Origin of the sequence: Phocaeicola faecicola (assembly GCF_013618865.1) — a bacterium.
GTDB classification, from domain to species: Bacteria; Bacteroidota; Bacteroidia; order Bacteroidales; family Bacteroidaceae; genus Phocaeicola; species Phocaeicola faecicola.
Map to the genome: position 1 here is coordinate 68405 of NZ_JABSOE010000005.1, position 22826 is coordinate 91230.

16 protein-coding genes, 3 tRNA genes and 2 pseudogenes are annotated in these 22826 nt (G+C 51.4%); 3 read left to right on the plus strand and 18 right to left on the minus strand.

Translation table 11 applies throughout. The annotated features are described in order from the left end of the window. Nucleotides 1-42: 42 nt before the first annotated feature. The 7 genes from H3001_RS02630 to H3001_RS02660 all read right to left on the minus strand — a co-directional run bounded on the left by H3001_RS02630 (nt 43) and on the right by H3001_RS02660 (nt 13622). Nucleotides 43-1152 carry a PepSY-associated TM helix domain-containing protein gene (locus H3001_RS02630; RefSeq protein WP_181214007.1) on the minus strand — a complete coding sequence of 370 codons (1110 nt, stop codon included), beginning with the start codon at nt 1150-1152 and terminating at the stop codon, nt 43-45. A 19-nt stretch (nt 1153-1171) separates the two neighbouring features. Continuing rightward, the gene (locus H3001_RS02635; RefSeq protein ID WP_181214008.1) at nt 1172-2548 is read right to left on the minus strand and encodes a DUF4374 domain-containing protein; all 1377 of its coding nucleotides are present in this window, start codon (nt 2546-2548) and stop codon (nt 1172-1174) included. 14 nt (nt 2549-2562) lie between these two features. Continuing rightward, nucleotides 2563-4953 (minus strand): TonB-dependent receptor, encoded by a 2391-nt coding sequence (locus H3001_RS02640; RefSeq protein ID WP_181214009.1) that lies wholly within the window; start codon nt 4951-4953, stop codon nt 2563-2565. A 160-nt stretch (nt 4954-5113) separates the two neighbouring features. Beyond that, nucleotides 5114-5848 carry an SDR family NAD(P)-dependent oxidoreductase gene (locus tag H3001_RS02645; RefSeq protein WP_181214010.1) on the minus strand — a complete coding sequence of 245 codons (735 nt, stop codon included), beginning with the start codon at nt 5846-5848 and terminating at the stop codon, nt 5114-5116. Nucleotides 5849-5881: 33 nt separating this feature from the next. Further along, the gene (locus H3001_RS02650) at nt 5882-10147 is read right to left on the minus strand and encodes an AAA domain-containing protein (protein ID WP_181214011.1); all 4266 of its coding nucleotides are present in this window, start codon (nt 10145-10147) and stop codon (nt 5882-5884) included. 80 nt (nt 10148-10227) lie between these two features. After that, nucleotides 10228-11058 (minus strand): hypothetical protein, encoded by an 831-nt coding sequence (locus H3001_RS02655; RefSeq protein WP_181214012.1) that lies wholly within the window; start codon nt 11056-11058, stop codon nt 10228-10230. 38 nt (nt 11059-11096) lie between these two features. Continuing rightward, a complete protein-coding gene (locus H3001_RS02660; protein WP_181214013.1) occupies nt 11097-13622 on the minus strand; it encodes a heavy metal translocating P-type ATPase in 2526 nt (841 codons plus the stop codon). Nucleotides 13623-13923: 301 nt separating this feature from the next. Here H3001_RS02660 and H3001_RS02665 point away from each other — a divergent pair, with 301 nt between their 5' ends. After that, nucleotides 13924-14130, plus strand: a complete 207-nt coding sequence (locus H3001_RS02665; RefSeq protein ID WP_178245387.1) for a hypothetical protein — start codon at nt 13924-13926, stop codon at nt 14128-14130. A gap of 80 nt (nt 14131-14210) precedes the next feature. On the opposite strand, the gene H3001_RS02670 is transcribed toward H3001_RS02665, so the two are convergent. The 4 genes and pseudogenes from H3001_RS02670 to H3001_RS02685 all read right to left on the minus strand — a co-directional run bounded on the left by H3001_RS02670 (nt 14211) and on the right by H3001_RS02685 (nt 17134). Then, nucleotides 14211-14783 carry a sugar O-acetyltransferase gene (locus H3001_RS02670; RefSeq protein WP_181214014.1) on the minus strand — a complete coding sequence of 191 codons (573 nt, stop codon included), beginning with the start codon at nt 14781-14783 and terminating at the stop codon, nt 14211-14213. A 26-nt stretch (nt 14784-14809) separates the two neighbouring features. After that, nucleotides 14810-15352 (minus strand): flavodoxin family protein, encoded by a 543-nt coding sequence (locus H3001_RS02675; protein ID WP_178245391.1) that lies wholly within the window; start codon nt 15350-15352, stop codon nt 14810-14812. Nucleotides 15353-15358: 6 nt separating this feature from the next. Then, nucleotides 15359-16150, minus strand: a complete 792-nt coding sequence (locus H3001_RS02680) for a carboxymuconolactone decarboxylase family protein (RefSeq protein ID WP_181214015.1) — start codon at nt 16148-16150, stop codon at nt 15359-15361. A gap of 12 nt (nt 16151-16162) precedes the next feature. Then, a pseudogene (locus tag H3001_RS02685) lies at nt 16163-17134 on the minus strand (alpha/beta hydrolase). 360 nt (nt 17135-17494) lie between these two features. Here H3001_RS02685 and H3001_RS19750 point away from each other — a divergent pair. Both H3001_RS19750 and H3001_RS02690 read left to right on the plus strand, forming a co-directional pair. After that, nucleotides 17495-17600 (plus strand): annotated as a pseudogene (locus H3001_RS19750) (AraC family transcriptional regulator); the annotation flags it as partial. Between the two features lie 60 nt (nt 17601-17660). After that, nucleotides 17661-18509: a helix-turn-helix domain-containing protein gene (locus H3001_RS02690; protein ID WP_394367784.1), complete on the plus strand. Its 849-nt coding sequence runs from the start codon at nt 17661-17663 to the stop codon at nt 18507-18509. Between the two features lie 112 nt (nt 18510-18621). Here the strand turns inward: H3001_RS02690 and H3001_RS02695 are convergent, their stop codons facing one another. The 7 genes from H3001_RS02695 to feoB all read right to left on the minus strand — a co-directional run bounded on the left by H3001_RS02695 (nt 18622) and on the right by feoB (nt 22706). Continuing rightward, a complete protein-coding gene (locus tag H3001_RS02695; protein ID WP_178245400.1) occupies nt 18622-18996 on the minus strand; it encodes a DUF2023 family protein in 375 nt (124 codons plus the stop codon). A 30-nt stretch (nt 18997-19026) separates the two neighbouring features. After that, nucleotides 19027-19533 (minus strand): flavodoxin, encoded by a 507-nt coding sequence (locus tag H3001_RS02700; protein WP_181214016.1) that lies wholly within the window; start codon nt 19531-19533, stop codon nt 19027-19029. A gap of 158 nt (nt 19534-19691) precedes the next feature. After that, a tRNA-Lys gene (locus tag H3001_RS02705) sits at nt 19692-19764 on the minus strand. Nucleotides 19765-19778: 14 nt separating this feature from the next. Next, a tRNA-Cys gene (locus H3001_RS02710) sits at nt 19779-19850 on the minus strand. A 33-nt stretch (nt 19851-19883) separates the two neighbouring features. Continuing rightward, nucleotides 19884-19955: transfer RNA gene (locus tag H3001_RS02715), tRNA-Cys, on the minus strand. A 69-nt stretch (nt 19956-20024) separates the two neighbouring features. Then, the gene (locus H3001_RS02720; protein ID WP_178244866.1) at nt 20025-20213 is read right to left on the minus strand and encodes a FeoB-associated Cys-rich membrane protein; all 189 of its coding nucleotides are present in this window, start codon (nt 20211-20213) and stop codon (nt 20025-20027) included. Nucleotides 20214-20225: 12 nt separating this feature from the next. Further along, the gene (feoB, locus tag H3001_RS02725) at nt 20226-22706 is read right to left on the minus strand and encodes a ferrous iron transport protein B (RefSeq protein ID WP_178244864.1); all 2481 of its coding nucleotides are present in this window, start codon (nt 22704-22706) and stop codon (nt 20226-20228) included. Between the last annotated feature and the right edge of the window lie 120 nt (nt 22707-22826).

Genomic DNA, 22826 nt, shown 5'->3' on the forward strand with positions numbered 1-22826 from the left:
TAGATGGGACCACCGGCCCTGTTCCGGGGGCGGAAAGACCTGTCAGACAGTTGTCTTCCGTCTTCTGGTCCGTTTGAACCAGAGGTAGTAGCCGCTCAGCGGCAAGATACCTCCGATCAGGGCTGCCAGAAAATAAAGTATCTGGGTGGTGAGGCCTCCCCAGCTTCCGGTATGGAAGGCATAAAACCACATCTTCAGCTGCTGCGCCCGTGGAGTATCCTGATAGGGAATGACCTTCCGTATCTCGCCGGTGCGGGAGTCGAAACGGACCGTATCGCTGCGTCTCATCCTGCCGGGAAGACTGATTTTGGCTTCACTCCGGCTCAGGGTGATGGAGGCATACGAGGGATACTGCTGATGAAGCTCTCGCATGACCTTGTCCCAGACCGCATAGTCGAATGCGGCGGCTCTTTCTTCTTTGGGAGAAGAATGGGAGGGCGATTTCGGTGCCTGCGACCGTGAAGGCGAAGCCCCCAGCAGACTGTAGGCAGCGTTCCGGTACCACGGGAAGGACCAGGTGAGACCGGTCAGTGCCATGACCAGCAGGAAAAGAGTGGCATAAAAGCCGAGAGACACGTGGCTGTCGTACCAGAACCTTTTCCATCCCTTGTTGCAGGCTACCCGCAAACGGTTTTTCAATGCCCTCCGGTTGCGCGGAATCCAGATAACCAGTCCCGATACCAGGATGAACACCATGAGCAGGGTAGTGATGCCTACCACGGTTTTACCGGCCGAGGCTCCGCCCTTGAAGGCCGGAGGGTCCAGCAGCCAGCGGTGCAATTTGCGCAGGGTCTGGAAAAACGGATGGGTCTGTGTCCAGCCGTTCACTTCTCCCGTATAGGGATTGAGGCTCAGGGAGCGTTTCCCCGTTTCCTTGAAAGCGGCCATCCAGGTTTCCCCAGGGTTGCCTGAAAGCTGCAGAGAGGTCAGATGCAGCGAATCAGGCACTTGCTCTCCAATCCGTGCTACTATTTCGGAAGGAGAGAGGGGAGGGATGTTTCCTTGTTCCGTAACCCGGTAAAGATGAGGATTCATTCCTCGGGTGATTTCCCGTTCGAAGACCAGGGCTGCCCCTGTCAGGCAGATCACCGTAATGACCAGTCCCAGGGGAAGCGATATCCATAAATGGATGTGGTGGAATAGTTTATTCATGACAATCAATGATAACTGCTTATTTTTCCTTCAACAGACTGACTCCCTTGATAGACTCGGTATCCACCTCGGCGCCACGTGTGGCCTTTCCTTCTTTGTCGATGGTATAGAGTGCCGGCAGTCGGCTGTCTGCAGTCTCAATCTCAAATGTGATGGTGTGGTTGTCGGTATCGACGGCACAGGCCAGGGCAATGTCGTTGATGAGGGCCGGCTCGGGAAGTCCGCTTACCTCGGTATAGGCCTGGGTACGGACATCGAAGATACCGAAGCGCTTGTGGGAGCCTTCCGTAACCCCTGCCGTTCCGGCCTCGGTAAACAACTGCAGGCAGAACTTATGGTCGCCTATATAGAAGCACTTCCACAGGTAATGACCGGTTTTCTCAGTCAGGTTCACATAATAATCGTCGTCTATGCCCACCGGCTTTCCGTTTTCGATGTTCTTTCCGCTGATGCGCAATACCGCAGAAGGAACTTCCGGCACCGTTTTTCCGTAATTCTTGGCCGTGCTCTGGCAGAACAGGTAAATCTCATCGTCAACCACTTCGATTCCCGTTTCCGTACGCGAACGCTGGTTGCCCTTGATCTGTCCGGCTTCCTTGCCCGGATGGTCCTTGCTTTTGCGGACGATGGCATGCTGGTACTTCAGATACTCTTTCTCCGGGTCTTCGGGATTGAACTCGTAGACACCGATGTAAAGGTTGTTTGCCAGGTCGGTACTGTAAGTTGCCTTGGCCCGGCTGGCCGGATCGGGCAAGAGATGCTTGGTGGTGTAGGAAAGCAATACATAATCTCCGAACTCGGCAATATCGCCTACCCCCCATGTCTCGCCTTCCATCAGGCTGGCCGGCTCCTTGCTCAGGTCGTCACAGTCGATGACACCGTCCACCACTGCGGCACTGAACTGTGTCAAGTCGATGAACTTCACCCGCTCGTAATGGCCGTTTCCCGTCTGGTCGGACATCCCGATGAGGTAATTCTTGAAGATACCCCTTGCCTTCACGTCCCCGTCGAGCGCCACTCCGTTGCCGTGCGGGGTCAGTTTCCGGTCGACCAGTTTCCAGGCCTTGGTGATATAGTCGGAAGACGAGCCACCCTGTGAAGGATAATTCATGCCGATGAGGATCTCGTTATGGTAATTGACAAAGTCGGGGTTGTTCCCGCTGAAGAAAATACGACCGTCGGGACGGGTCGGGTCGACGATGCCGCTGGCAGGATCATCCTTCTGCTGCAGATAAGCTCCGTTGTTTTCCCCTGAGCCACTGATGACGATGTGTTGTGTGGGTGAATTGCCGCCCATATCCGAAGCCTGACTGCCGGCGTAGTCTTCATTGCATGCACTCAGCATACAGGCACACAGGGCAAGCCCTGAAATCTGAAAAAAAGTGTTTGTCTGCATGATTCTTTTTGGTCTTATTTAGTAAAATTATATCCGAATTTAATGGCAAAGGCACGGCCGGGTTTCTGCATCTTGAAATTGTCGTACAACCGTGCGTCGAGCAGGTTGGTACATTCGGCCGATACGGTGAACTCCGACTGTTTCCCGAAATTATAGCTCACGAAAATATCGTGCGAGAACTGGGTCGGTACCTCCAGTTCCGGATTGTGGTAGTCATTCCACTCGTAGCTGAAGGCATGGATGTAATTCATCATGTAATGAATATCGAGTGTCGTACCCTGGCGGAGGAAGTTGCGCAGCGTGACACCGGCCTCACCGTTGCCGTACATGTACGGGATGGCAGGAATCCGTTGCTTGTAGTTCTTGCTTTCGCGCTGGGTACCGGCCACATACCGGGTCATGCTCCGCATGTCGATGTAACTGAAGTTGCCTCCCACGAAGAAGCAGTTGCGGTAAGTATAGCGCACCCCGAAATCTCCTCCCAGGTTCCGTACCCCACCGTCGTTTTTTGACGAGGCCCGCCCGTTGTCGTTGTTCGTGCTCCGGCGTATGTAGTCCTGTATCTCACGGTACTGGAAGGCCGCATCGATGGTCAGCCGGTGGTGGAGCAGGTCGATGGGAGAGGTGGTAATGCCCAGGTTGACGTTGTTGCTGCTTTCAGGCTTCAGTCCCGAGTTCCCCCGTTCGATGTCGTCACCCGAACCGAAGAGTTCCCGGCTGGTAGGCAGGCGAAGCGCATATTCGTACGACAGCCGTACTTGGGTATGCTTTCCCCAGAAATACGTACTGGCCATTCCTCCGCCCCAGTACGAAGAGGTACTGCGGTAATCCTGGTAGTTGCTGCCTCCCTCCGGATCGAGGTAAGCCTCGAGGTGGTTGAGGTAATTCTTTACGAAGAGCGAGATATTCCATTTCCCCTTGTGGTCGTACTTATAGCTCAGTCCCGTTACCTGTTTCCGGCTTTTCTGCGGATGCTCGTATTCGGCCTTAACCTGTGTCTCGTCTTTTCCCGAACGCGAGAAGGTGGTCAGTGTACTGCTGAGTGACAGGGCATGTCCTTCTGCCGGAAACAGAGCCACCCGGAAATTCGCCGCCCCGTTGTTGTCGCGGTAGCGGTACTTCGTATACGCCAGCTCGCCCGGCGCACTCTTCGGCTTGCTCTGCTCCCCGAGCCAGTTGTAATTGCAGCTGGCCGTATCGGCCGCATACGACTGCCCGAAATTGTAGTTGCCGTTCATCGATACATGCAAGCCTTTCAGTACCTTGAACTTCTTCTCGTACGTCAACTGAGGCATGAGGGTATTGGCCGTTGTATAGCGGGCCCCATACACCCAGTTCATGTTCGAGGCATTCTGTGTCTGCTTGTACTCGTAACCTCCGGTAAATCCGAAGAGGAGGCGGTCGGCAAAAGGCTTGTCGACCACACCGATTTTCAGTATGGCTGCCTCGTTATGGTATTTGGCATGAAAGCGCCGGACCTTCAGGTCCTCGTAGACCACTGTATTTCCGTTCTCCCCGAACCGGGTATAATGGTCGATGTTCACCTTGTAGTCGTTGTCCGAATAATTCTGATAGGCATTCAGCGAAACGTAGAATCCCTTTTTGGAAGTCCATTCCGCATACACATTGCTCTTGTGTGTATTGAAGGAACCGAAAGAGTATGAGGCATTGACCCGGGTACGTCGGGTATGGTCGGTCACGATGTTGATGGCACCTCCCAGGGCATCCCCGCCCAGTTCTACGGGCACCACTCCCTTATAGACCTCCACCCGCTTGGCCAGTCCCGCAGGAATGTTGTTCAGTCCGAAGGCAGAACTCATCCCGTCCATGGGTACTCCGTCGATGAAGATCTTTACGTGCCTTCCCGAAAAGCCGTTCAGTGTCACGTTCGATTCCGAGCCGACTCCTCCGGTCGACCGGATTTTTACCCCGCTGATCTTGTCAATCACACTCGACAGGTCGAGCGTGGTATTTTTCAGTTGTGTGGTTTCAATCAGTGAGACATTATAGGCCAGACGCTGCACCTTTTCTGCCTGACTCAAGCCTTTTACAATCACTTCATTCAGGCTGTGTGCGTCTTCCGCCAGTTCAAACCGGAGATAGTTGTCCTTCGGCCTGAACGTATGAAGCTGTTCCTGAGACTTGTATCCCAGGTAAGAAGCCGTTACCCGGACTTTCCCGGCCGGCTGTTTCAGTGTCAGCGAAAATTCCCCTGTATTTCCTGTGACTCCCCCGGCAAGGTATGCATTGTCCTCACACGAGTGAATCTCTACCGTGGCATAGCCCAAAGCCTCTTGAGTAAGGGCATCCAGCACTTTTCCCCTGAGGGTCTGACCCTGGAGATGAATTCCTGAAAATATAAATAATAAAGTTACCCAAAATCCCTTTTGTCTTAAATTCCCCATTTCAACGTAAAATATCTATTAAAAACGCTGCAAAATTAGACGGATATTTTACGGCAGTCAATCCCTATTTTTAGGTATATTGGGGCTGGCCGAAGCGGAAACTGTCAGGATATTTTCCCTATTTTGGGGACGGTTCAATGGGTTCCGGGAAACCTTCGGCTCAGTTTTTCACCGGCAGGTATTTCCACAACCGACGGGGAATGAGTTTCCACAAGGCAACGAGTATCCGGTAGCGCCAGTCGATGATTACCGTGCGCTTTCTGCGGTGTAAGGCCTTGACAATGTGCTGTGCTACGGTCTCCGGACGCATCAGCATGGGATAATGCTTTCCGTTGTTGAGCAGGTCGGTTGCCACAAATCCCGGGCGGATGTCGGTAAAGACCAGGGGCAGGTGCTCCAGGTGTGCCAACTGCTCCAGTGCATCCAGGTAGGTATTCTGAAACCGTTTGCTGGCAGAATATGCCGGAGCCAGTCCCAGTCCCTTGGTACCTGCAATGGAACTGATGATGGCCAGATGGCCTTTCCCTGCCGTACGGAAATAACGGTAGGCGGCACTCACCATGCGTACGAATCCCGTACCGTTGGTCTCCAGCGTACGGATTTCCGTTTCGGGATTCAGACTGGCATTCTGAAACCCGATGCCGGAACTGTGGAGGTAGAGGTCCATCCCTCCCAGGCGGCCGATGAGCTGCTCCAGTTTCTGGTCGGCATCCGCTTCCAGTATGTCAATACGCTGAACGTAAATCCGTTCCGGAGCCTTCTGGCGGAAAGCTTCCAGTCTGTCTTCCCTTCGTCCGGCAATGCCGAGGGTCCATCCTTCCTTCAATAACAGGCAGGCTACCTGATAGCCGATGCCCGACGCCGCTCCGATGATAATTGCTTTTTTAGGTGTCATAATGGTTCAATCATTCTGTGTGACATGTCCGGCTCAAGACCGGTTGCTTCTTATCTCATATACATATGCTTCAGACTCTGGCCGGTTGCCTCCTCCATGCTGATAGTAGAAACGGCCTTGGAAAGGCATCTGCTCGTTCCAGGGACGGAGTGCCTGCGAGAGGTGAGCCGTAAACGCATGATACGAGTGTAGGTTCATGCGGGTACCTGCGTCGTCGCGGAACAGCAGCAGATAGTGGTTCTGGGGACGCGCGTGCATCAACTGGTTGATCTGCAGGGCCAGTCCCCTTGCCTCCGCCGGAGCAATCCGGTCGAACAGGTTGCTCATATTAAAAATGATCAGTTCCGGAATCACTGCATGCGCATTCCAGAACTCGTTTCTCACGGCCGCCAGTCGCGGATAAATATCACAGGCATATCGGTCGTAAGGCGGTTGGGCAAAGAGTCCCCGGGTTACCGTCTCTCCCTCTTCGACCGGGGCAATGCCCACATAGGTCAGGTCCAGGTGAGGCAGCCGGCTGCAACTGTCGATGAAGGCCAGTCCCGAAGCCCCGCACTCATGGCTAAGGTCGCAGAAAACCACCCGTCCGGACACGTTGCGTACCGCTTGGAACAGACTGTTTCCGCTATTTTCGTAGAGCGAGCGTGCGGCACTGTACTGACGGCACAGGTAATAATGGTTGTACCCGGCGATGCGGGCGGCCCGTACTTCGGCGGGAAGGGCTTCCAGCCGACTGAAATTCATCCGTCCGTAATCGGTCTGTTCCCGGAACAGGGTATCGGCCTCCTTGGTTTCGTCTTTCAGGATAACTGCCTCGAAGGCCTTCCGGAAACTTTCGGGGAGGGCATAATTCTCCGGACGGATGTCCCAGCGGACGTCGTAGTCCGGAATCTCGAAATCGCCTTTGCAGAAACTTGTTACGTCCGTATCGATGTAGCCGTTGTGCATGCGGATGTACTCCATCAGCTTGTAGAAGGTCAGACTGGCTCCCAGCACCTCCGGATTCCCGGTCAGCAGCAATTGCTTCCGGGCTCGGGTGATGGCCACGTTCAGTTTCCGGTCGATGATAAACTCTCCCTCGCGGAAGGTATTGGATGTCAGGAAGTTCAACTGACTGGTATTGCGTATGGTAAACGAATAGACGATGACGTCGCGCTGACTGCCCTGATAACGCTCCACCGTATCGATGGAGATATCCATCAGTTCCGGAATCCCCAGGCGGCTGATTTCCTTGCGGATCATGGCAATCTGGTTGCGGTAGGGGACGATGACTCCTACCGTCTTGTGCGGATTGAAGTCAGGAGCCGTGAGCCGGTAGATTCGCTGTAGCAGTGAAGCCGTGATGCGGGCCTCGTTCAGGTTGCTCTTTTCCGATGCATTGATTTCCTCTGAGGGCCGTGCGGCGACGAAAACCATCCGGCGTTTCATCAGCAGGCAGTCCAGGTTGTCGGCCGGTGCACAGTCCGTCGCGTAGGGGAGAGCCTCCTCCTGATGCGGCAACGGTACCGCCTCCAGCTGCTCACGGAAATAAAACGCATGATTCGGAAAATCGGCAATGGCAGGATGCATCCGTCCTTGCTTGTGCAGGATACTCCGGAACTCCGGAGCACTCTGCTTGTACAGCCGTTCGAAAAGCGAGTTCCGGCAATCATACAGTCCGATGCTCTGCAGCAAGGGATCAGTGATGCTGGCCTCCTCCTCCCCCTGCAGGGCAATGGCCGGTAACTGCTTGTAGTCGCCGATGAGCACAAACTTTCCGATGGCATTGCTGCGGTCATGGCGGGCCGAGAGAATACCGATCAGGTCGGGCTCCAGAATCTGCGAAGCCTCGTCGATGATGGCCATTTCAAACTGCTTCAGGTTGAAGAGATGCAGGCGGTTGTTGATGGCCGTAGTCGTACCGACAAAAATACGCGTCTGTGCAATTTTCTGCCGGATATCCGTCAGCTTCGGGCAGTCGGCCAGGCTGTGCTTCAGCAGGTAGGGCACAAAACGCTTGTCGCAGGACAGTTCGTTGCCGATACGGATGAACGGATGCTCTTCGGCAATTCCCGAATCGACCAGCATGCCGCAAATCTCGTCTACCGCACGGTTGGTATACGAGAGCAGCAACAGCGAGGTCTTCGGGTCGGTCAGTGCTTCTTCCACCATGTAGCGCAGGGCACACGACGTCTTTCCCGTTCCCGGAGGACCTACCAGCAGGAAATAGTCGCTGGCCTGCTTCTCCTTCAGAATCAGTTCGTTGAATCGTCCGTAGTCTCCCTGGAGCGTCAGCGAGGTATCGCGCTGTGGCGGACGTACTCCCAGCAGCAGTTCCTTCCGTTCGGTACGTGCCGACAAAAAGGCGTAGAGTCCCCGCATGGCACTGGTGGCCGATACGTCCGAGGCATCGTGCTCGATGGCAAACATATCTCCTTCGTCGCCGATGATGTCTTTGTTCTGCTGACCGTTTCTCAGCAGCACCGTCAGCCGGTCGGGAGTAATCTCTACGATGTTTCCCTTCATCAGAATCTCATGACGCACGTCCGGTTCGTCCTGATATGCATAGCAGATGACAATATCTCCTCCACGGAAGTTGGGAAGAAAATCCTCCTCCTGGCGAGGAATGCGGAAGTCCAGCAAGTCGTATCCTTTTCCGGGAGCACTCTGCCGTTTGTCGGTAAGTTTCAGTCCCAGCAGTATGTTTCCCGACTCCAGTTTCTCTGCCACCGGAGTGTGCCAAAGTCCGGCAAACCCGTTCGACGGCTCGTTCCTGCCGCCGGTCTTGCTCAGAATCTGCTCCTTGGAGACGAAAGTAAAGAAACGCTGGAAATATGCCCGCTCCAGTGGGGTAGAGTGCTTCAGGGTCTGGATGACTTCCTGCAGCTGCGGCTCCTGAAAATCGGTCCACAGGCGACTGGAGGTCTGGAACTCATTCAGCAGGTCGGTACTCAGTTCTTCCATGACAGGAGCAATGGCACCTTCGCCGAAGGCCATCTCCGAACAGACAATCCGGTTTCTCAGCCGGATACTTTCGCGGAAAAGAGTTTCGGCAAAATGTTCGATCATCAGTCCGTCGGTATACTTGGAGTACAGCAGGAAAGTCTGCAGGTTCTCCGTCTCGTGACCGAAATTGTACATCAATATTCCCTGATAGAGCATCATCTGGATGAAATGGTCCTCCTTGTGGCGGCGGTTGTACTCGTCGCGCTTACCCGATTTCTGTTCAATGAGCACCTTGAAATCCTTCTGCAGCATGTCCACACGTCCCTGCAGTCCGAGTTTCTCACAGATGAACGAAGCTTCGAGCAGGGTCTGATGCTTGTCGAACCCCTGTATGTTGCGCGGAAGCACGTCCTGCACGAACGAACGGATGTTCAGCATCTGTGCCTGTGCCTGCTCATGGAAATTGGGCGGGATGGGGCAGGTACAGAACTCAAGTGCCGATGAGGCAAAAAACTTCTTGACCGTATGGTTGTAGGTTACCGGGGCATCGGGCGATTCGTTGACGTAATCGTCGAGGAACTGGCTGGCGAGGTTACCCATCAGGATGGGCGAGGTATTGGCTTTCGGCTTGATCTTGTTGATGAAGAAATTCAACGGATGCCGGCCGTACTCGCGGAAGCAGGCTGCCAGGGAACTGATGTCAATCAGGTAATCGGGATGGACCACAATGAGGTTGGGAATGTACTGGTTTTCCTCGTCGATGTGTACATCCAGCAGGTTGAGCTGCATGTTTTCCTGCAGGATATCCTGCAGGTAGAGCAGGTCGCCATTGTAGCCTCCTTTGGCATAGTTGATGATGATGAACGGATCGTCGTCGCTGTCGGTGGCCGCGAAAATCAGTTCCTCGTTCCAACTGGTGACGGCAGCCCGCACGTATGGAATCCGGCTGTGGCGGGTACCTCTGTACGGTCGGTTGGAATGAGGAATTTCGGGAAGCAGGGAAGCCGGAACGTCTTCACCGAATGCCAGCGACACGAAGCGCACGATGGCCCGCAAGTCGTAGAGGTATTCTTCCATGACCGGCTGGAAGTCGTCGCGCATGGCCGCGTTGCAGTTCCTCCGCAAGGTCTGGATGGCATACTTGTCGGAGGGTGTCATTCGCTTCTCCTTACAGATGTAGTCGAGCCGGGAAAACAGATTGGCAAAAGAAAAGGTAACCCCGTGGGTCAGTTCGTAGCAAGCCTGTTCCAGTACCTTGAAAAGCAGGATATATTTGCTCCGGATGTTTTCAGGAGCAGCTGCAGGCTGGCGGTGTATCTGTTCGATACGACGGTATAAATCAAAAGGCTGTAATTCAATATGGCCGATAGACATGAGTAAAAATTCATAAAAAACTCCCACTGCAGGCCGCGGGTGACGGCTCGCAGTGAGAGTATGGGTTCAGACAATCTCCGTTATTTAGTTTCTCCCGGAATGACCAGTACACAGTAGGCTTCCTTCAATGCCATGTATTCTCCCTGGTATACGTCGGTCACGTTCTGTCTCAGCGACATGGCCGATGCGGCATCCGTACCGTTTTCCGGTAAAAGATAAGTCAGCACATAATCGTATGTCGCCTGATTGGTAAGTTCGATATGGATTTTCACTCCTTCTTTGTCTATGGTATTCTTGTCTTGTGTGAAGATACCTTCCAGCGGAGTCTTCGAACTTTCGTTCGGATAAATCTGCACCTTTCCTTCAGTCATGTTCCGGTGAGTATAAATGAATACAAACTTTCCGCCTTCCTTGGCCGGAGAGGCATTCATAATCAGGTTGCGGAGCTCGTTCAACTGCTTCTGGGTCAGTTCATCCCCCTTGATTTCCGCACCTACTGCCTTGATCGGGTAAACGGTCTGAGGGTAGGATACCACGATGCGGAGGGTCAGGATGTTGCCGGCATGGTCGGAAATGACCATACTGGTCTCTCCGGTATTCATCAGGCCGCTCTGTTCGTCGAACTGAGGCAGGAGGGTCAGCAGGTTCTTTCCGTTGAAACGGTAGTCGGCAATGTCGGTATCCGGATTGCTTTCGATGCTGTAGCTGCCGCTTCCTCCCTGAATGTAAAGGCTGACCCCTTCTTTCTGGAACGGGTCAATCCATACGGTCGTTTCATTGAGAAGGGGAGAGTTCCCTTCTTGTGCAGGTACTACCGTAATCGGTGCATATCGTTCACTGTCCTTGCACGACAGGATATTTAGCGTACATAATGTGAGCAGGATAAGGCCCAGTAAATTTTTTACTTTCATGTGTCAGTTTTTTTTTGTTTATGAAGTCAAATATACGACTATTTTTCTGATATTTCATAATCCCCAGCCTTCTCAGTGAGAATCTTTTGCAATTCTTCAATGTTCAGAACTGGTTGTCCGTTTTCGTATTCCAGTACGGCTACCGGAGGGTCCAGGGTAACGGTGGCATGTACGCCTTCCACGGAGTTCAGGGCTTTTTCCACCCTTCCCTGGCAGTGGTGGCACATCATTCCGGTTACCTGATATTCTTTCCGTACGGAACCTGCAGCAGCGGATTGAGGTGTTTCAGCCTCCTGTTCGTCTGTTTCGCAGGTATCCGTTACAGTCGGGACTCCTGCGGGTACCAGACTCTTTTTCTTTTTCAGCCGCAGACTGTTGGTCACCACACTTACGCTGCTCATGGCCATAATGGCACCGGCAATCATCGGGTTCAGCAGGAAACCGTTGACCGGATACAGGATTCCGGCAGCGACCGGTACACTGATCAGGTTGTAGATGAATGCCCAGAACAGGTTCTGACGGATGGTACGTACCGTATCGGCAGACAGTCGGATGGCATCTGCGATGCGCAGCAGGTCGGAAGACATGAGGGTCATGGGAGCCACGCTCATGGCAATGTCACTGCCCTGTCCCATGGCGATACCCAGGTCGGCCTGCGCCAGTGCGGCACTGTCATTGATACCGTCGCCGGCCATGGCAACTTTCTTTCCTTCCGACTGGAATTTTTTCACCCATTCGGCTTTCTGGTCGGGGAGTACTTCTGCCTGGAACCGCCGGATGCCGGCCTGCCGGGCGATGGAAGCCGCCGTTTGAGAGTTGTCTCCGGTCAGCATGACGACTTCCACTCCCATTTGCTGGAGCGTGGCAACTGCCTCGGCGGAGGTGGGCTTGATGCGGTCGGTAATGGCGGCGAGTCCGCATACCTCATTGCCTTTGACAAACCAGACTACGGTCTTGGCCTCTGCTGCCAGAAGCTGGGCCTTTTCTTCCATAGGGGCAGGAACTTTCGCCTTTGCCGCTTCCACAATCCGGTAGTTCCCGGCGTAATAACTGATACCTTTGGCTTTGCCTTTTACTCCCATGCCTGTCAGACTTTCAAAGGCTTCCAGCGTCTGTTCGGTTCCTCGGATGCCTTGGGCAATGGCTTCTGCCAGCGGATGCTCCGAATGCTTTTCCAGGGTATAGAAGATATCCTTACAATTTTCACCTTCAGCAGTCCACAGCCAGTCGGTCACTACGGGTTTTCCTTCAGTGACCGTTCCCGTCTTGTCCAGTACCAGCAGGTCAATCTTCCTGGCAATCTCCAGGCTTTCTGCATCCTTGATCAGAATGCCCTGTCCGGCACCCTTTCCGATACCCACCATGATGGCCGTGGGCGTGGCAAGTCCCAGTGCACAGGGACAGGCAATGATCAGTACGGTGACCAGTGCCAGCAGTCCGTGAGTGAACCCGTTGGCATCGTCCAGTACGTACCATAACAGGAACGACAGGATGGCAATCAGGATGATGGAAGGGACGAATACCGCTGCAATCTTATCTACCAGCTTTTGTACCGGTGCCTTGCTTCCCTGAGCCTCCTGTACCCTGCGGATGATGTGTGCCAATAAGGTATCGCTGCCTACCTTGTCGGCAGTAAAGCGGAATCCTCCTTTCTGATTGATGGTTCCGGCAAAGACCTTGTCTCCGGGTTGTTTCCTGACGGCGAGGGGCTCTCCGCTCAACATGCTTTCATCGACGTAAGAGCTTCCCTGCAATACCGTACCGTCTACCGCGATTCTTTCTCCCGGTTTCACTACTACGACGTCCTGAGGGAGGATGGAATCAATTCCCGTTTCGACTTCCTGTCCGTCCTTGATGACGGTAACCCGCTTGGGCTGCAGTCCCATCAGTTTGCGGATTGCTTCGGAAGTCTGCCCTTTGGCACGCTCCTCCAAAGTACGTCCCAGCAGGATGAAGGCAATGATCATGGCTGCCGCCTCGAAATAAAGATGAGGCGCGATGCCTTTCTGTATCCAGAACTCAGGGAAAAACAGGTTGAAGGTACTGAACAGATAGGCTATTCCGGTACTGTTGGCCACCAGCGTATCCATGTTGGAGGTGCCGTGCTTCAGTTGCTTCCAGGTGTTGATGAAGAAATCCCTGCCCAATCCGAAGACCACCAGGGTAGCCAGTATCCACATGATGTATCCGGCATAAGGCAGTTGGGGAAAGCACATGGAAATGACAGACAGTGGCAGGGAGAGCGCAATGGCTCCGATGGTCCGGCGCTTCAGCTGGACATAATGCCGGTTCCGCAGCCTGGCTGCCTCCGCTTCGACGTCGGTGGCAGTATCAATCAGCAGGTCGTAGCCGGCGTTTCTGACTGCCTCCCGCAACTTCTCAGGGGAACATGCTTCGGGTGGGTAAGAAACGGTAACGGCTGCCGCTGCATAATTGACACTGGCGGTTACTCCTTCCAGACTGTTCAAGGTCTTGTCTACCCGAGCTGCACAGGCCGCACAACTCATTCCGACGACCGGAAAAATTTGTTTGATAGTTGCGTCTTTTTTCGTATCTTTTTTCATATGCTGTTTACCTTTCAAAAATTCAGGGCAAAGATAGTAAAATAAGAAAAAAGCCGTATCGCTGATAAGCGGCGTACGGATGTCCGAAAAAATAAAAAATCTTTTTTATTGCGCGATTTTATTAAAGCTTGATAAATAATCCGTCTGTACGCCGGGGAATACGGTTGAAATATATAACTTTGAAAACAGAAAATCGCAGTCGGTGATTCGCACGGATGGATGCGGAAAGGCACGTTATCGGAACATCGGACTGTGTTTTACATAGGTATTTCCCTGAATTTTATACGAAAAGAAAAGAAGAATGAAGAAACTGCTTTGCCCCCAATGTAAAATTGCTGCAATGTATGTGATGAATGACGCCGGTGAGCGCTGTCTGGTTTATGTCACAAGTGAAAATGAGGTCGTTCCCAAAAATCCGGGAGAATCACTGGAGGGTTTCAATCTCGAGGAAGTACATTGCCTGGGCTGTTCCTGGAAGGGATCTCCCAAACGCATGGTAAAATACTGAATATTCATTTAGGTTTATATAGATGCAGTACAGGCTGAGAGCAGCAAATGCCTCAGCCTGTACACGTTTTATCTGACCGGTTATTTATCCGGATAAATGCTCCGTATCGGTTTGGCCGGTACCCCTCCGGCAATGGTATTGGCCGGAATATCCCGGTTTACCACCGAGCCTGCCGCAATGATGGCATTGTCGCCGATGGTCACTCCTTGCAGGATGGTTGAGTTGGAACCCACCCAGACATTTTTCCCAAGGGTGATGGGAGCCGGTTTCATGGAGAACCGCTCTTCGGGAGCGATGCCGTGATTTAACGTCGCAAACACTACATTATGCCCGATCAGGCAGTCGTCTCCGATGGTGATGCCTCCCTGATCCTGAAAATGGCAGCAGGCATTGATAAACACGTTCTTTCCCAAAGTGATGTTCTTTCCGAAATCGGTATAGAAAGGAGGGAATACCCTCAATCCGGGATCCACCTTCTTTCCGAACAACCGGGAGAGCAGGCTCCGCGTTTCCTCCATCGTATGATAACTTCCGTTCAGTTCGAACGTAATGCGTCTCGCTTCCTCGCTGGATTGGTCCATGAACGAATAGATATCGGGAGTATTCAATAACTTCTTCTCACTGACGTGCTTCAGAAAATCTTCAAGTTCCATGGTGCTGATGTATGAATGATGATTTCTTAATTGATGCTTAATCCCATTTGATAGGCCTGCTCCAGTTCGGGCCGTTCGGCTATTTCTCCGGTGTGCCATACACCTCCACAGAAGACACTGCCTTTTATCTCCGGTCCGTCCAGACAGTCGAGGAATCCCTTGAAATTAGTCACAATGCGTTCCATGATTGCCGGGTCTTCTTCCGCCGCTGTGGCAAGGAAATAAAATGCCTTGTCAGACATCTCGGTATATCTGCCGCAGCACCGGTCGATCAAGGTCTTCATTTGGGCACTCATCGCATAAAAGTAAACGGGGGTAGCCATGACAATCACATCGGCATTGACCATCTGCTCGATGATTGCTGCCGCATCGTCCTTCTGTGGGCAGGGCTTGTGATGCAGGCTGCACTGTTCGCATCCGATGCAATAATTAATCTTATAATCGCGCAAAGCGATTTTAGTGACTTCGTGTCCGGCCTCCTGAGCTCCTTTCAGAAAAGAGTCACACAAGGCTTCTGAATTGCCGTGCTTGCGCGGAGTGCTTGATATAATCAGTACTTTTTTCTTCATAATCGTTTATTTTTCGGTGTTACACTTATGTTGAACGGATGAAAAATACTCTTGATCATCCACCGGTTCCAGCCATTCATTGCTGCAGTTTTCTCCGGGAACTTCCATGGCCAGGTGGGAGAACCAACTGTCGGGAGCGGCACCGTGCCAGTGCTTGACGCCTGCCGGTATATAGATACTGTCTCCCGGGAGGAGTCCTACGGCCTCTTTTCCCCATTCCTGATAGAAACCCCTTCCGCCTACACAGATCAGGGTCTGTCCTCCGCCCTTATCGGCGTGGTGTATGTGCCAGTTGTTGCGGCATCCCGGTTCGAAAGTCACGTTGAAGACCGGAATCCCTTCCCGTACGACAGGAGCCAGGTAACTGTTTCCGATGAAATACCGGGCATAGTTCTTATTCGGATTTCCTATCGGGAAAATCATGGAACGGGCATGCGCCTCCTTGCCTTCTGCAGGAGCCTCCTGGCCGTCGGTTTCCGTCCATACCTCTTTGGCCATACGAAAAGCCGCCCATGCCTTGGGCCATCCGGCATAGAATGCCGCATGAGTCAGTATCTCTGCTATTTCAGTCTGTGTGATGCCGTTTTTCCGGGCACTTTCCAGGTGGTATTTAAAGGAAGAATCGGTCAGTCCCTGAGCCATCAGGGCCACTACTGTGACCAGTGAACGGTCGCGTAACGACAGCAGATCATTTCTGCTCCATACCTCTCCGAACAGCACATCGTCATTCAGGTGTGCAAACGCTGGGGCGAAGGAACCCAGTGCGTCACGTCCGGCTGTCTGTTTGATTTTCTGCATATTGAAACGGTTTTATTTCAGGTTGTCATGAAAAAACTGAATGATTTTCGTAAAAGGTATTTTGTCCAGATTATCATATAAATCCGTGTGGTTGGCCTCCGGGATAATCAGCAATTCTTTGTTGTCTCCTTTCAGCTGCTTGAACGCATCCTCGCTGAAGTACCGCGAATGGGCATTCTCGCCGTGAATCATGAGTACGGCACTTCGTATTTCGCTGCTGTATGCCAGGATAGGCATATTGATGAAAGAAAGCGCAGAAGTCTTGTTCTATCCTTTGTTGGAATTGAGCGAACGTGCATGATATCCTCTTGGCGTCTTGTAATAATCATAATAATCTTTCAGGAACTGTGGAGCATCGGCCGGCAATACATCAGGCACTCCTCCGGCAAGCGCATAACTGTGCTGCTTGTAGTCCTCCGTACGCTGGGCATTCAGTTCCTTGCGCAGGTTGTAACGCCCTTCTTCATCCATGGAGTCGAAATACCCTTTGGCATTTACCCGGCTCATGTCGTACATGGTCGATGTAACGGTAGCCTTGATGCGGGTGTCTATGGCAGCCGCGTTCAGTGCCATGCCTCCCCATCCGCAGATGCCCAGGATACCGATGCGCTCCTTGTCTACGTCATCGCGGGAAGTCAGGTAGTCTACAGCCGCACAGAAATCCTCCGTATTGACGTCGGGTGAGGCCACGTAGCGGGGTTCTCCACCACTTTCTCCCGTAAACGAAGGGTCGAAGGCGATGGTCAGGAAGCCGTTCTCGGCCAGTGTCTGGGCATACAGACCGGAAGACTGTTCTTTTACCGCTCCGAAGGGACCGCTTACAGCAACGGCCGGCAATTTTCCTTCGGCATTTAGAGGAATATACAAATCAGCGGCCAGTGTGATGCCGTATCGGTTGTGAAAAGTGATTTTCGCATGCGTTACTTTGGGACTTTTGGGAAATACTTTATCCCATTGGTCAGTAAGGTTCAGTTCTTTTTCCATATCGTTTGTAAAGGTATTATAAGTTTCGGCAAAAACGGTGTCTGCTGCCCATGCAGTCAGGACACTCAGACATAATGTGGCAAGTTTCTTTTTCATCTTCATTGGTTTACTCGTTTAAATTCGTTTGAATCAGGTTAGTCTGGTTCTCTGGTTATACAGATTTTGTACGAAACAAAATTATCAGGTTTTTGAATGGAAACGGGTATACAAATTACAGATTTTTCGGCAGAAAAATAACCTGAATTACGGATTTCTCCCGAAGAGGTGCAGAAGGGTACAATCTGACTTTAAAAAAAGTAAAGAAAGAAGCCTGTATCCAACTTTGCCTTATATTTGCAGGTGAATCAACAAGCAAGGAGAATGGATAAGCAAATTAATCTGGACAGCGTGGCACAGTATAATCAGTTGTACGGACTGGAGACACTGCATCCGCAGATCTGTGTGGCCGACTTGAACCGTGCGACAAAGTTTGTCGACTATACGCATTGGCATTATGGCATTTATGCGCTTTATCTGAAAATGGAAAATGGCCGACTTGAACCGTGCGACAAAGTTTGTCGACTATACGCATTGGCATTATGGCATTTATGCGCTTTATCTGAAAATGGAAAAGCAGTGTGACATCAAGTACGGACGCACGAATTACGATTATCAGGAGGGAACGATTGTCTGTTTCGCTCCCGGGCAGTCTACGGAGATTACTCCGAAGGATGGGCGTGTGCAGCTGAATGCGATAGGGGTGTTGTTTCATCCGGACCTGCTGCAGGATACTACGCTGGGCCGGACCATTCAGCGTTATACCTTTTTCTCGTATGAGGTCAATGAGGCCCTGCATCTTTCGGAAGAGGAGAGGGAGATTGTTATGGGCTGCATGCGGATGCTCGAAATGGAACTCCGTCATGGAAATGACAAGTTCAGCAAGAAACTTATCGTCAACCAGCTCGAATTGCTGCTGAATTATTGCATGCGTTTTTACGAACGTCAGTTTTTTACCCGCATCAAGGCCGGCAACAGCGTGCAGGGAAAGTTCGACCAACTGATTGACCGTTATTTTGAGGGAGGAATGGCCGAGCGTGACGGTCTGCCTACGGTGAAGTATTTCGCCGACCAGCTCTGTCTTTCGTCCAATTATTTCGGAGATATGTTTAAGCGGGAAACCGGAAGGAGTCCTCAGGAGTATATTCAGGAAAAGATGATTTGTGCCGCGAAAGAACTCGTCACAGAGACCGACAAGACCGTTACCCAGATAGCATATACGCTGGGATTTCAGTATCCGCAGCATTTTTGCCGTCTCTTTAAGAAGCGTGTCGGCTGTACCCCCAATGAATATCGTCTGCAGGCCTCCGGCACGGGCAGGGTTCTGAACGGCAACTGATGACTGTAAGCGGGAGATATTGCATCCGGCTGAAAAAGATACCGGCATATGAAGGCTTTTCTTCATATACCGGATTTTTTATGCAAAATGAAATAACTCTCCCAAGGAGAAATCACGATTTTTTCTGTTTTTGTTCCAGTTTTTTCGCTTTCCTGCTGCAATATCTTTTGCATTGCGCACAGATATCGTATCCTAACATGGCACCCAGTATGAAATCTTCTTCCGGAGTCAGCAAATTGAGCGGTCGGGTCACCATGGTCCGGATGGCTTCGATACATTCCGTCCTTCCGAAAAAGAGGTTGATGCGCTGGCTGTCTACCGACTGGATGACGTAATGGATGCGCTGGCTTTCCAGCCGTCTGACGGCAAAATCCTCGTATTTGCGGTTGGTGGTATACAACACCATTTGGCGTACGCCCTTTTTCAGCTCATAAATGTGATTCAGAAAAACTTTCAGTTCTATTGGATTGATGTCAGGAGTTCTCATATAAAGTTATTGTGTTTGATTAAAAGGGATTCAGGAAATGGCGGCTTTCAGCATTTCGGTCCAGCGGCTGATGCGTCCGGCTGTCAGGTGGCTTTCGTTTACATCGTCAATGGCAAGGCCAACAAATCTGCCATCCGCTTCGGCGGCCGATGCCGAGAAGGTATATTCATCGCTGGATACGCTTCCGATAAACTCGGCTCCGGAGTCTTTCAGACTCTCGAAAATCAGTCCCATGCCGTCGCAGAAAGTGTCGGAATATGATTCCGAATCCCCACAGCCGAACAGTGCGATGTATTTTCCGGTCAGGTCCGTACCCTTGAGCACTTCTACTCCGTCATACCAGTCGTCCTGCAGTTCTCCGTCTCCCCAGGTAGAAGTACCCAGAATCAGCACTTCGTACTTTCCGACCGTTTCGGCATTGATTCTGCTTACATCATGTATATCTGCTTTTTCGACTCCCATTTTTTCTGCAATCAGTCGCGCTACAGCCTCTGTCGTGCCTGTAGTGGATCCATAAAATATACCCGTTCTTTTCATGTTAATTGGTTTTTGATGATGTTGCAAAGTAACGGGATAAAATTTATTGGTGAAATACCTAAAAATGATGATTTTAAGGGGAAAGAATATACCGTATAAAAAGAAAATGAGGTTGAAAATATTGAATTTTCAACCTCATTGCGAGTAAGGATTTGTTGTACACCCTCAGGGATTCGAACCCTGGACCCACTGATTAAGAGTCAGTTGCTCTACCAACTGAGCTAAGAGTGCATCTGTTCGGTTCGAGGTTCCTGGCGGATTCGAACCGCCGTACACGGTTTTGCAGACCGCTGACTAAGCCACTCATCCAAGGAACCGGTTTGTCCGATGAACTTTTGCTGTAATGTTCGAGGTTCCTGGCGGATTCGAACCGCCGTACACGGTTTTGCAGACCGCTGACTAAGCCACTCATCCAAGGAACCAATCTTGGTGGCAATTGTTCTTCTCAATTGCGCTGCAAAGGTATAACTAATTTTTTTAAATGGCAATATTTACGCCTCTTTTTTTGCGACTTTTTTTATGCCACACCCTTTGCTTTGGGCGAGTTTACACCCGGAACATCCACATTCACAACTCTTTGAACCCTTTTTCAAGCCGGTGAAAAAATGATAAATATGTTTCCCTGCATAAGCCATGCAGAGAAACACAATGATATATACAACGAGATTTTGCAGATTCATGACATTGTTTTTTTAAGTGAATAAACTTCCGATCTGGTAGACCGCAAACGAGATGATCCAGGCCAGTGCGGTGGTGTAGAAGGCTGCGAAGGCTGCCCACTTCCAGCTGCCGGATTCTTGTTTGATGGCCGCAATGGTAGCGATACACGGAAAATAAATCAGGATGAACAGCATGTATCCGAAGGCCACCAGCGGCGTAATAGGAATACGGTTGGAGAGATCCACGTTGTCGACATCCGATTCATTGGTGTACAGCACTCCCAGCGTACTTACCACAAGTTCTTTCGCTCCCACGCCCGACAGGATTCCGATTCCCATTTTCCAGTTGAATCCCAGCGGTTCGATAGCCGGTTCAATGGCCTTTCCGATCTGTCCGATGTACGAATTCTCCTGTTGCTCGGCCGGAGTATCGTATGCTGAATGATTTGGGTAATAGCCCAGGAACCAGATAATGATAGAAGCAATCATGATGATTCCTCCCATTTTCTTCAGGTACTGTGCTCCTTTCTCCCAGGTATGACGGAAGACCGATTTGGCCGTAGGCATACGATAGGGAGGAAGCTCCATTACAAACGGGGTGTCATCGCCTTTCACGATGAACAGGCTCAGTACACGGGCCATCAGGACAGCCAGCAGGATACCGATGGTATATATGCTGAACAGTACCAGACTGGCATTGTGCGGGAAAAGCGCTCCGATCATGACCAGATAGATGGGCAGACGGGCACTGCACGAGATGAACGGAGTAATCAGCATCGTCACCAGCCGTGATTTCCGGCTTTCGATGATGCGGGAAGCCATGATGGCCGGTACGTTACATCCGAAGCCCATGATGAGCGGAATGAACGACTTGCCGTGCAGCCCCATTTTGTGCATGATCTTATCCATGATGAAGGCCGCACGTGCCATGTATCCGGAGTCTTCCATGAAAGAGATGAAAAGATAGAGCAGCAGGATGTTCGGCAGGAACACAATCACTCCGCCTACTCCTCCGATGATACCGTCTACAATCAAATCCTTCAGTGGTCCTGCCGGCATCTGCGTTTCTACGATACTTCCCAGTCCGGCTACCAGCCATTCAATCCATGCCTGCGGATAGGCTCCGAAAGTGAAAGTACATTCAAACATCAGGTAAAGGAAGATGAAGAATATCGGGAATCCCCATACGCGGTGTGTGACGATGCTGTCCACAATCCGGGTAAACATTTCGGTATGCTGGTTCTTTTCCACATACGTTTCCTTCAGCGCACCGGTAATGAAACCGTATTTGGCATCGGCAATCGCCTGTTCGCTGTCTTCGTTGATGGAAAGCTTCAACCGGGCGATTTCCTTTTCCTTTACGGCCAGGATCTCCGCACAGTTGGGCAGGAGCGTAATGACATTCTGTTCGATTTCCTTGTCGTTCTCCAGAAGTTTTATGGCAAGGAAACGGGTAGAATACTTATGACGGATGCTTTCTGTCTTTCCGATTTCCTTCTTGATGGCATCAATGCTCCGTTCCAGTTCCGGACCGTGATTGATATGGATGTGCCGGATAAAGCTCTTTCCCTGCGTCACGTGTTCCTCTTCGGCGTGGCTGCCGTATTTGTGGTCGGGTACATACGAATCATGCCATTCGCGGTACGCCCTCATTACCTCATTCTGGATTTCCTTTTTCTGTCCCATGAAGTCGGCCCCTTCATAGAGTCCGATGATTACGTGGAAGAGCGTATCGATACCCTTTCCGTTGCGGCTGATGGTCGGTACAATGGGGACTCCCAGCAATTCTCCCAGTTTCTTGTAATCCAGGACATTCCCGCTATGCTCCAGCATGTCATACATATTCAGTGCGATGACCATCCGGACATTCATGTCAATCAGCTGCGTGGTCAGGTAGAGGTTGCGCTCCAGATTTCCCGCATCGATTACGTTGATGATTACGTCCGGAGTTTCCTCAATGATGTGCTTTCTCACATAGAGTTCTTCAGGACTGTAAGCCGACAATGAATACGTTCCGGGAAGGTCGACCAGGCGGAACTGGTATCCCTGGAATTCGAAGAAACCCTCTTTGGCGTCTACCGTCACCCCGCTGTAGTTGCCTACATGCTCATGTGCACCCGATGCGATGTTGAACAGCGAAGTCTTTCCGCAGTTGGGGTTACCCACCAGTGCCACATTGATGGTACGCCGCTTGCCCTGGGCAATCTTGACCATCTCCTCCTCCGGTACCGGTACGTTTTCGGTAATCGGATTGTGGAAACACTCGTCCTTCATCAGTGTCCGTGCTTCTTCCTGGCTGACAACTTCAATCATGGAAGCCTCTTGCCGGCGGAGGGATATCTCGTATCCCATGATTTTATATTTGATAGGATCTTTAAGTGGGGCGTTCAGTATCACTTCTACGGTTTTTCCTTTGACGAATCCCATTTCGACGATGCGCCGGCGGAATCCTCCGTGCCCCATGACTTTAATGATTACACCTTTTTCTCCGGTGCTAAGTTCTGACAGTCTCATACTTCATTCTATTTTGCGGCAAAGATATATGATTGGCTTTGTTTACGCAAACTATTTAGAATGTTTTTAAATAAAGCCGGTGCGATTTCCTTTTTTAATCTCTTTGAAGCGGTTTTTGTA

What these genes read in the sequence shown, in the direction of transcription:
- H3001_RS02630 (WP_181214007.1), bottom strand. Translation starts at nt 1,152, where the DNA reads ATGAATAAACTATTCCACCACATCCATTTATGGATATCGCTTCCCCTG.
- H3001_RS02635 (WP_181214008.1), bottom strand. Translation starts at nt 2,548, where the DNA reads ATGCAGACAAACACTTTTTTTCAGATTTCAGGGCTTGCCCTGTGTGCC.
- H3001_RS02640 (WP_181214009.1), bottom strand. Translation starts at nt 4,953, where the DNA reads ATGGGGAATTTAAGACAAAAGGGATTTTGGGTAACTTTATTATTTATA.
- H3001_RS02645 (WP_181214010.1), bottom strand. Translation starts at nt 5,848, where the DNA reads ATGACACCTAAAAAAGCAATTATCATCGGAGCGGCGTCGGGCATCGGC.
- H3001_RS02650 (WP_181214011.1), bottom strand. Translation starts at nt 10,147, where the DNA reads ATGTCTATCGGCCATATTGAATTACAGCCTTTTGATTTATACCGTCGT.
- H3001_RS02655 (WP_181214012.1), bottom strand. Translation starts at nt 11,058, where the DNA reads ATGAAAGTAAAAAATTTACTGGGCCTTATCCTGCTCACATTATGTACG.
- H3001_RS02660 (WP_181214013.1), bottom strand. Translation starts at nt 13,622, where the DNA reads ATGAAAAAAGATACGAAAAAAGACGCAACTATCAAACAAATTTTTCCG.
- H3001_RS02665 (WP_178245387.1), top strand. Translation starts at nt 13,924, where the DNA reads ATGAAGAAACTGCTTTGCCCCCAATGTAAAATTGCTGCAATGTATGTG.
- H3001_RS02670 (WP_181214014.1), bottom strand. Translation starts at nt 14,783, where the DNA reads ATGGAACTTGAAGATTTTCTGAAGCACGTCAGTGAGAAGAAGTTATTG.
- H3001_RS02675 (WP_178245391.1), bottom strand. Translation starts at nt 15,352, where the DNA reads ATGAAGAAAAAAGTACTGATTATATCAAGCACTCCGCGCAAGCACGGC.
- H3001_RS02680 (WP_181214015.1), bottom strand. Translation starts at nt 16,150, where the DNA reads ATGCAGAAAATCAAACAGACAGCCGGACGTGACGCACTGGGTTCCTTC.
- H3001_RS02690 (WP_394367784.1), top strand. Translation starts at nt 17,661, where the DNA reads ATGGCCGACTTGAACCGTGCGACAAAGTTTGTCGACTATACGCATTGG.
- H3001_RS02695 (WP_178245400.1), bottom strand. Translation starts at nt 18,996, where the DNA reads ATGAGAACTCCTGACATCAATCCAATAGAACTGAAAGTTTTTCTGAAT.
- H3001_RS02700 (WP_181214016.1), bottom strand. Translation starts at nt 19,533, where the DNA reads ATGAAAAGAACGGGTATATTTTATGGATCCACTACAGGCACGACAGAG.
- H3001_RS02720 (WP_178244866.1), bottom strand. Translation starts at nt 20,213, where the DNA reads ATGAATCTGCAAAATCTCGTTGTATATATCATTGTGTTTCTCTGCATG.
- feoB (WP_178244864.1), bottom strand. Translation starts at nt 22,706, where the DNA reads ATGAGACTGTCAGAACTTAGCACCGGAGAAAAAGGTGTAATCATTAAA.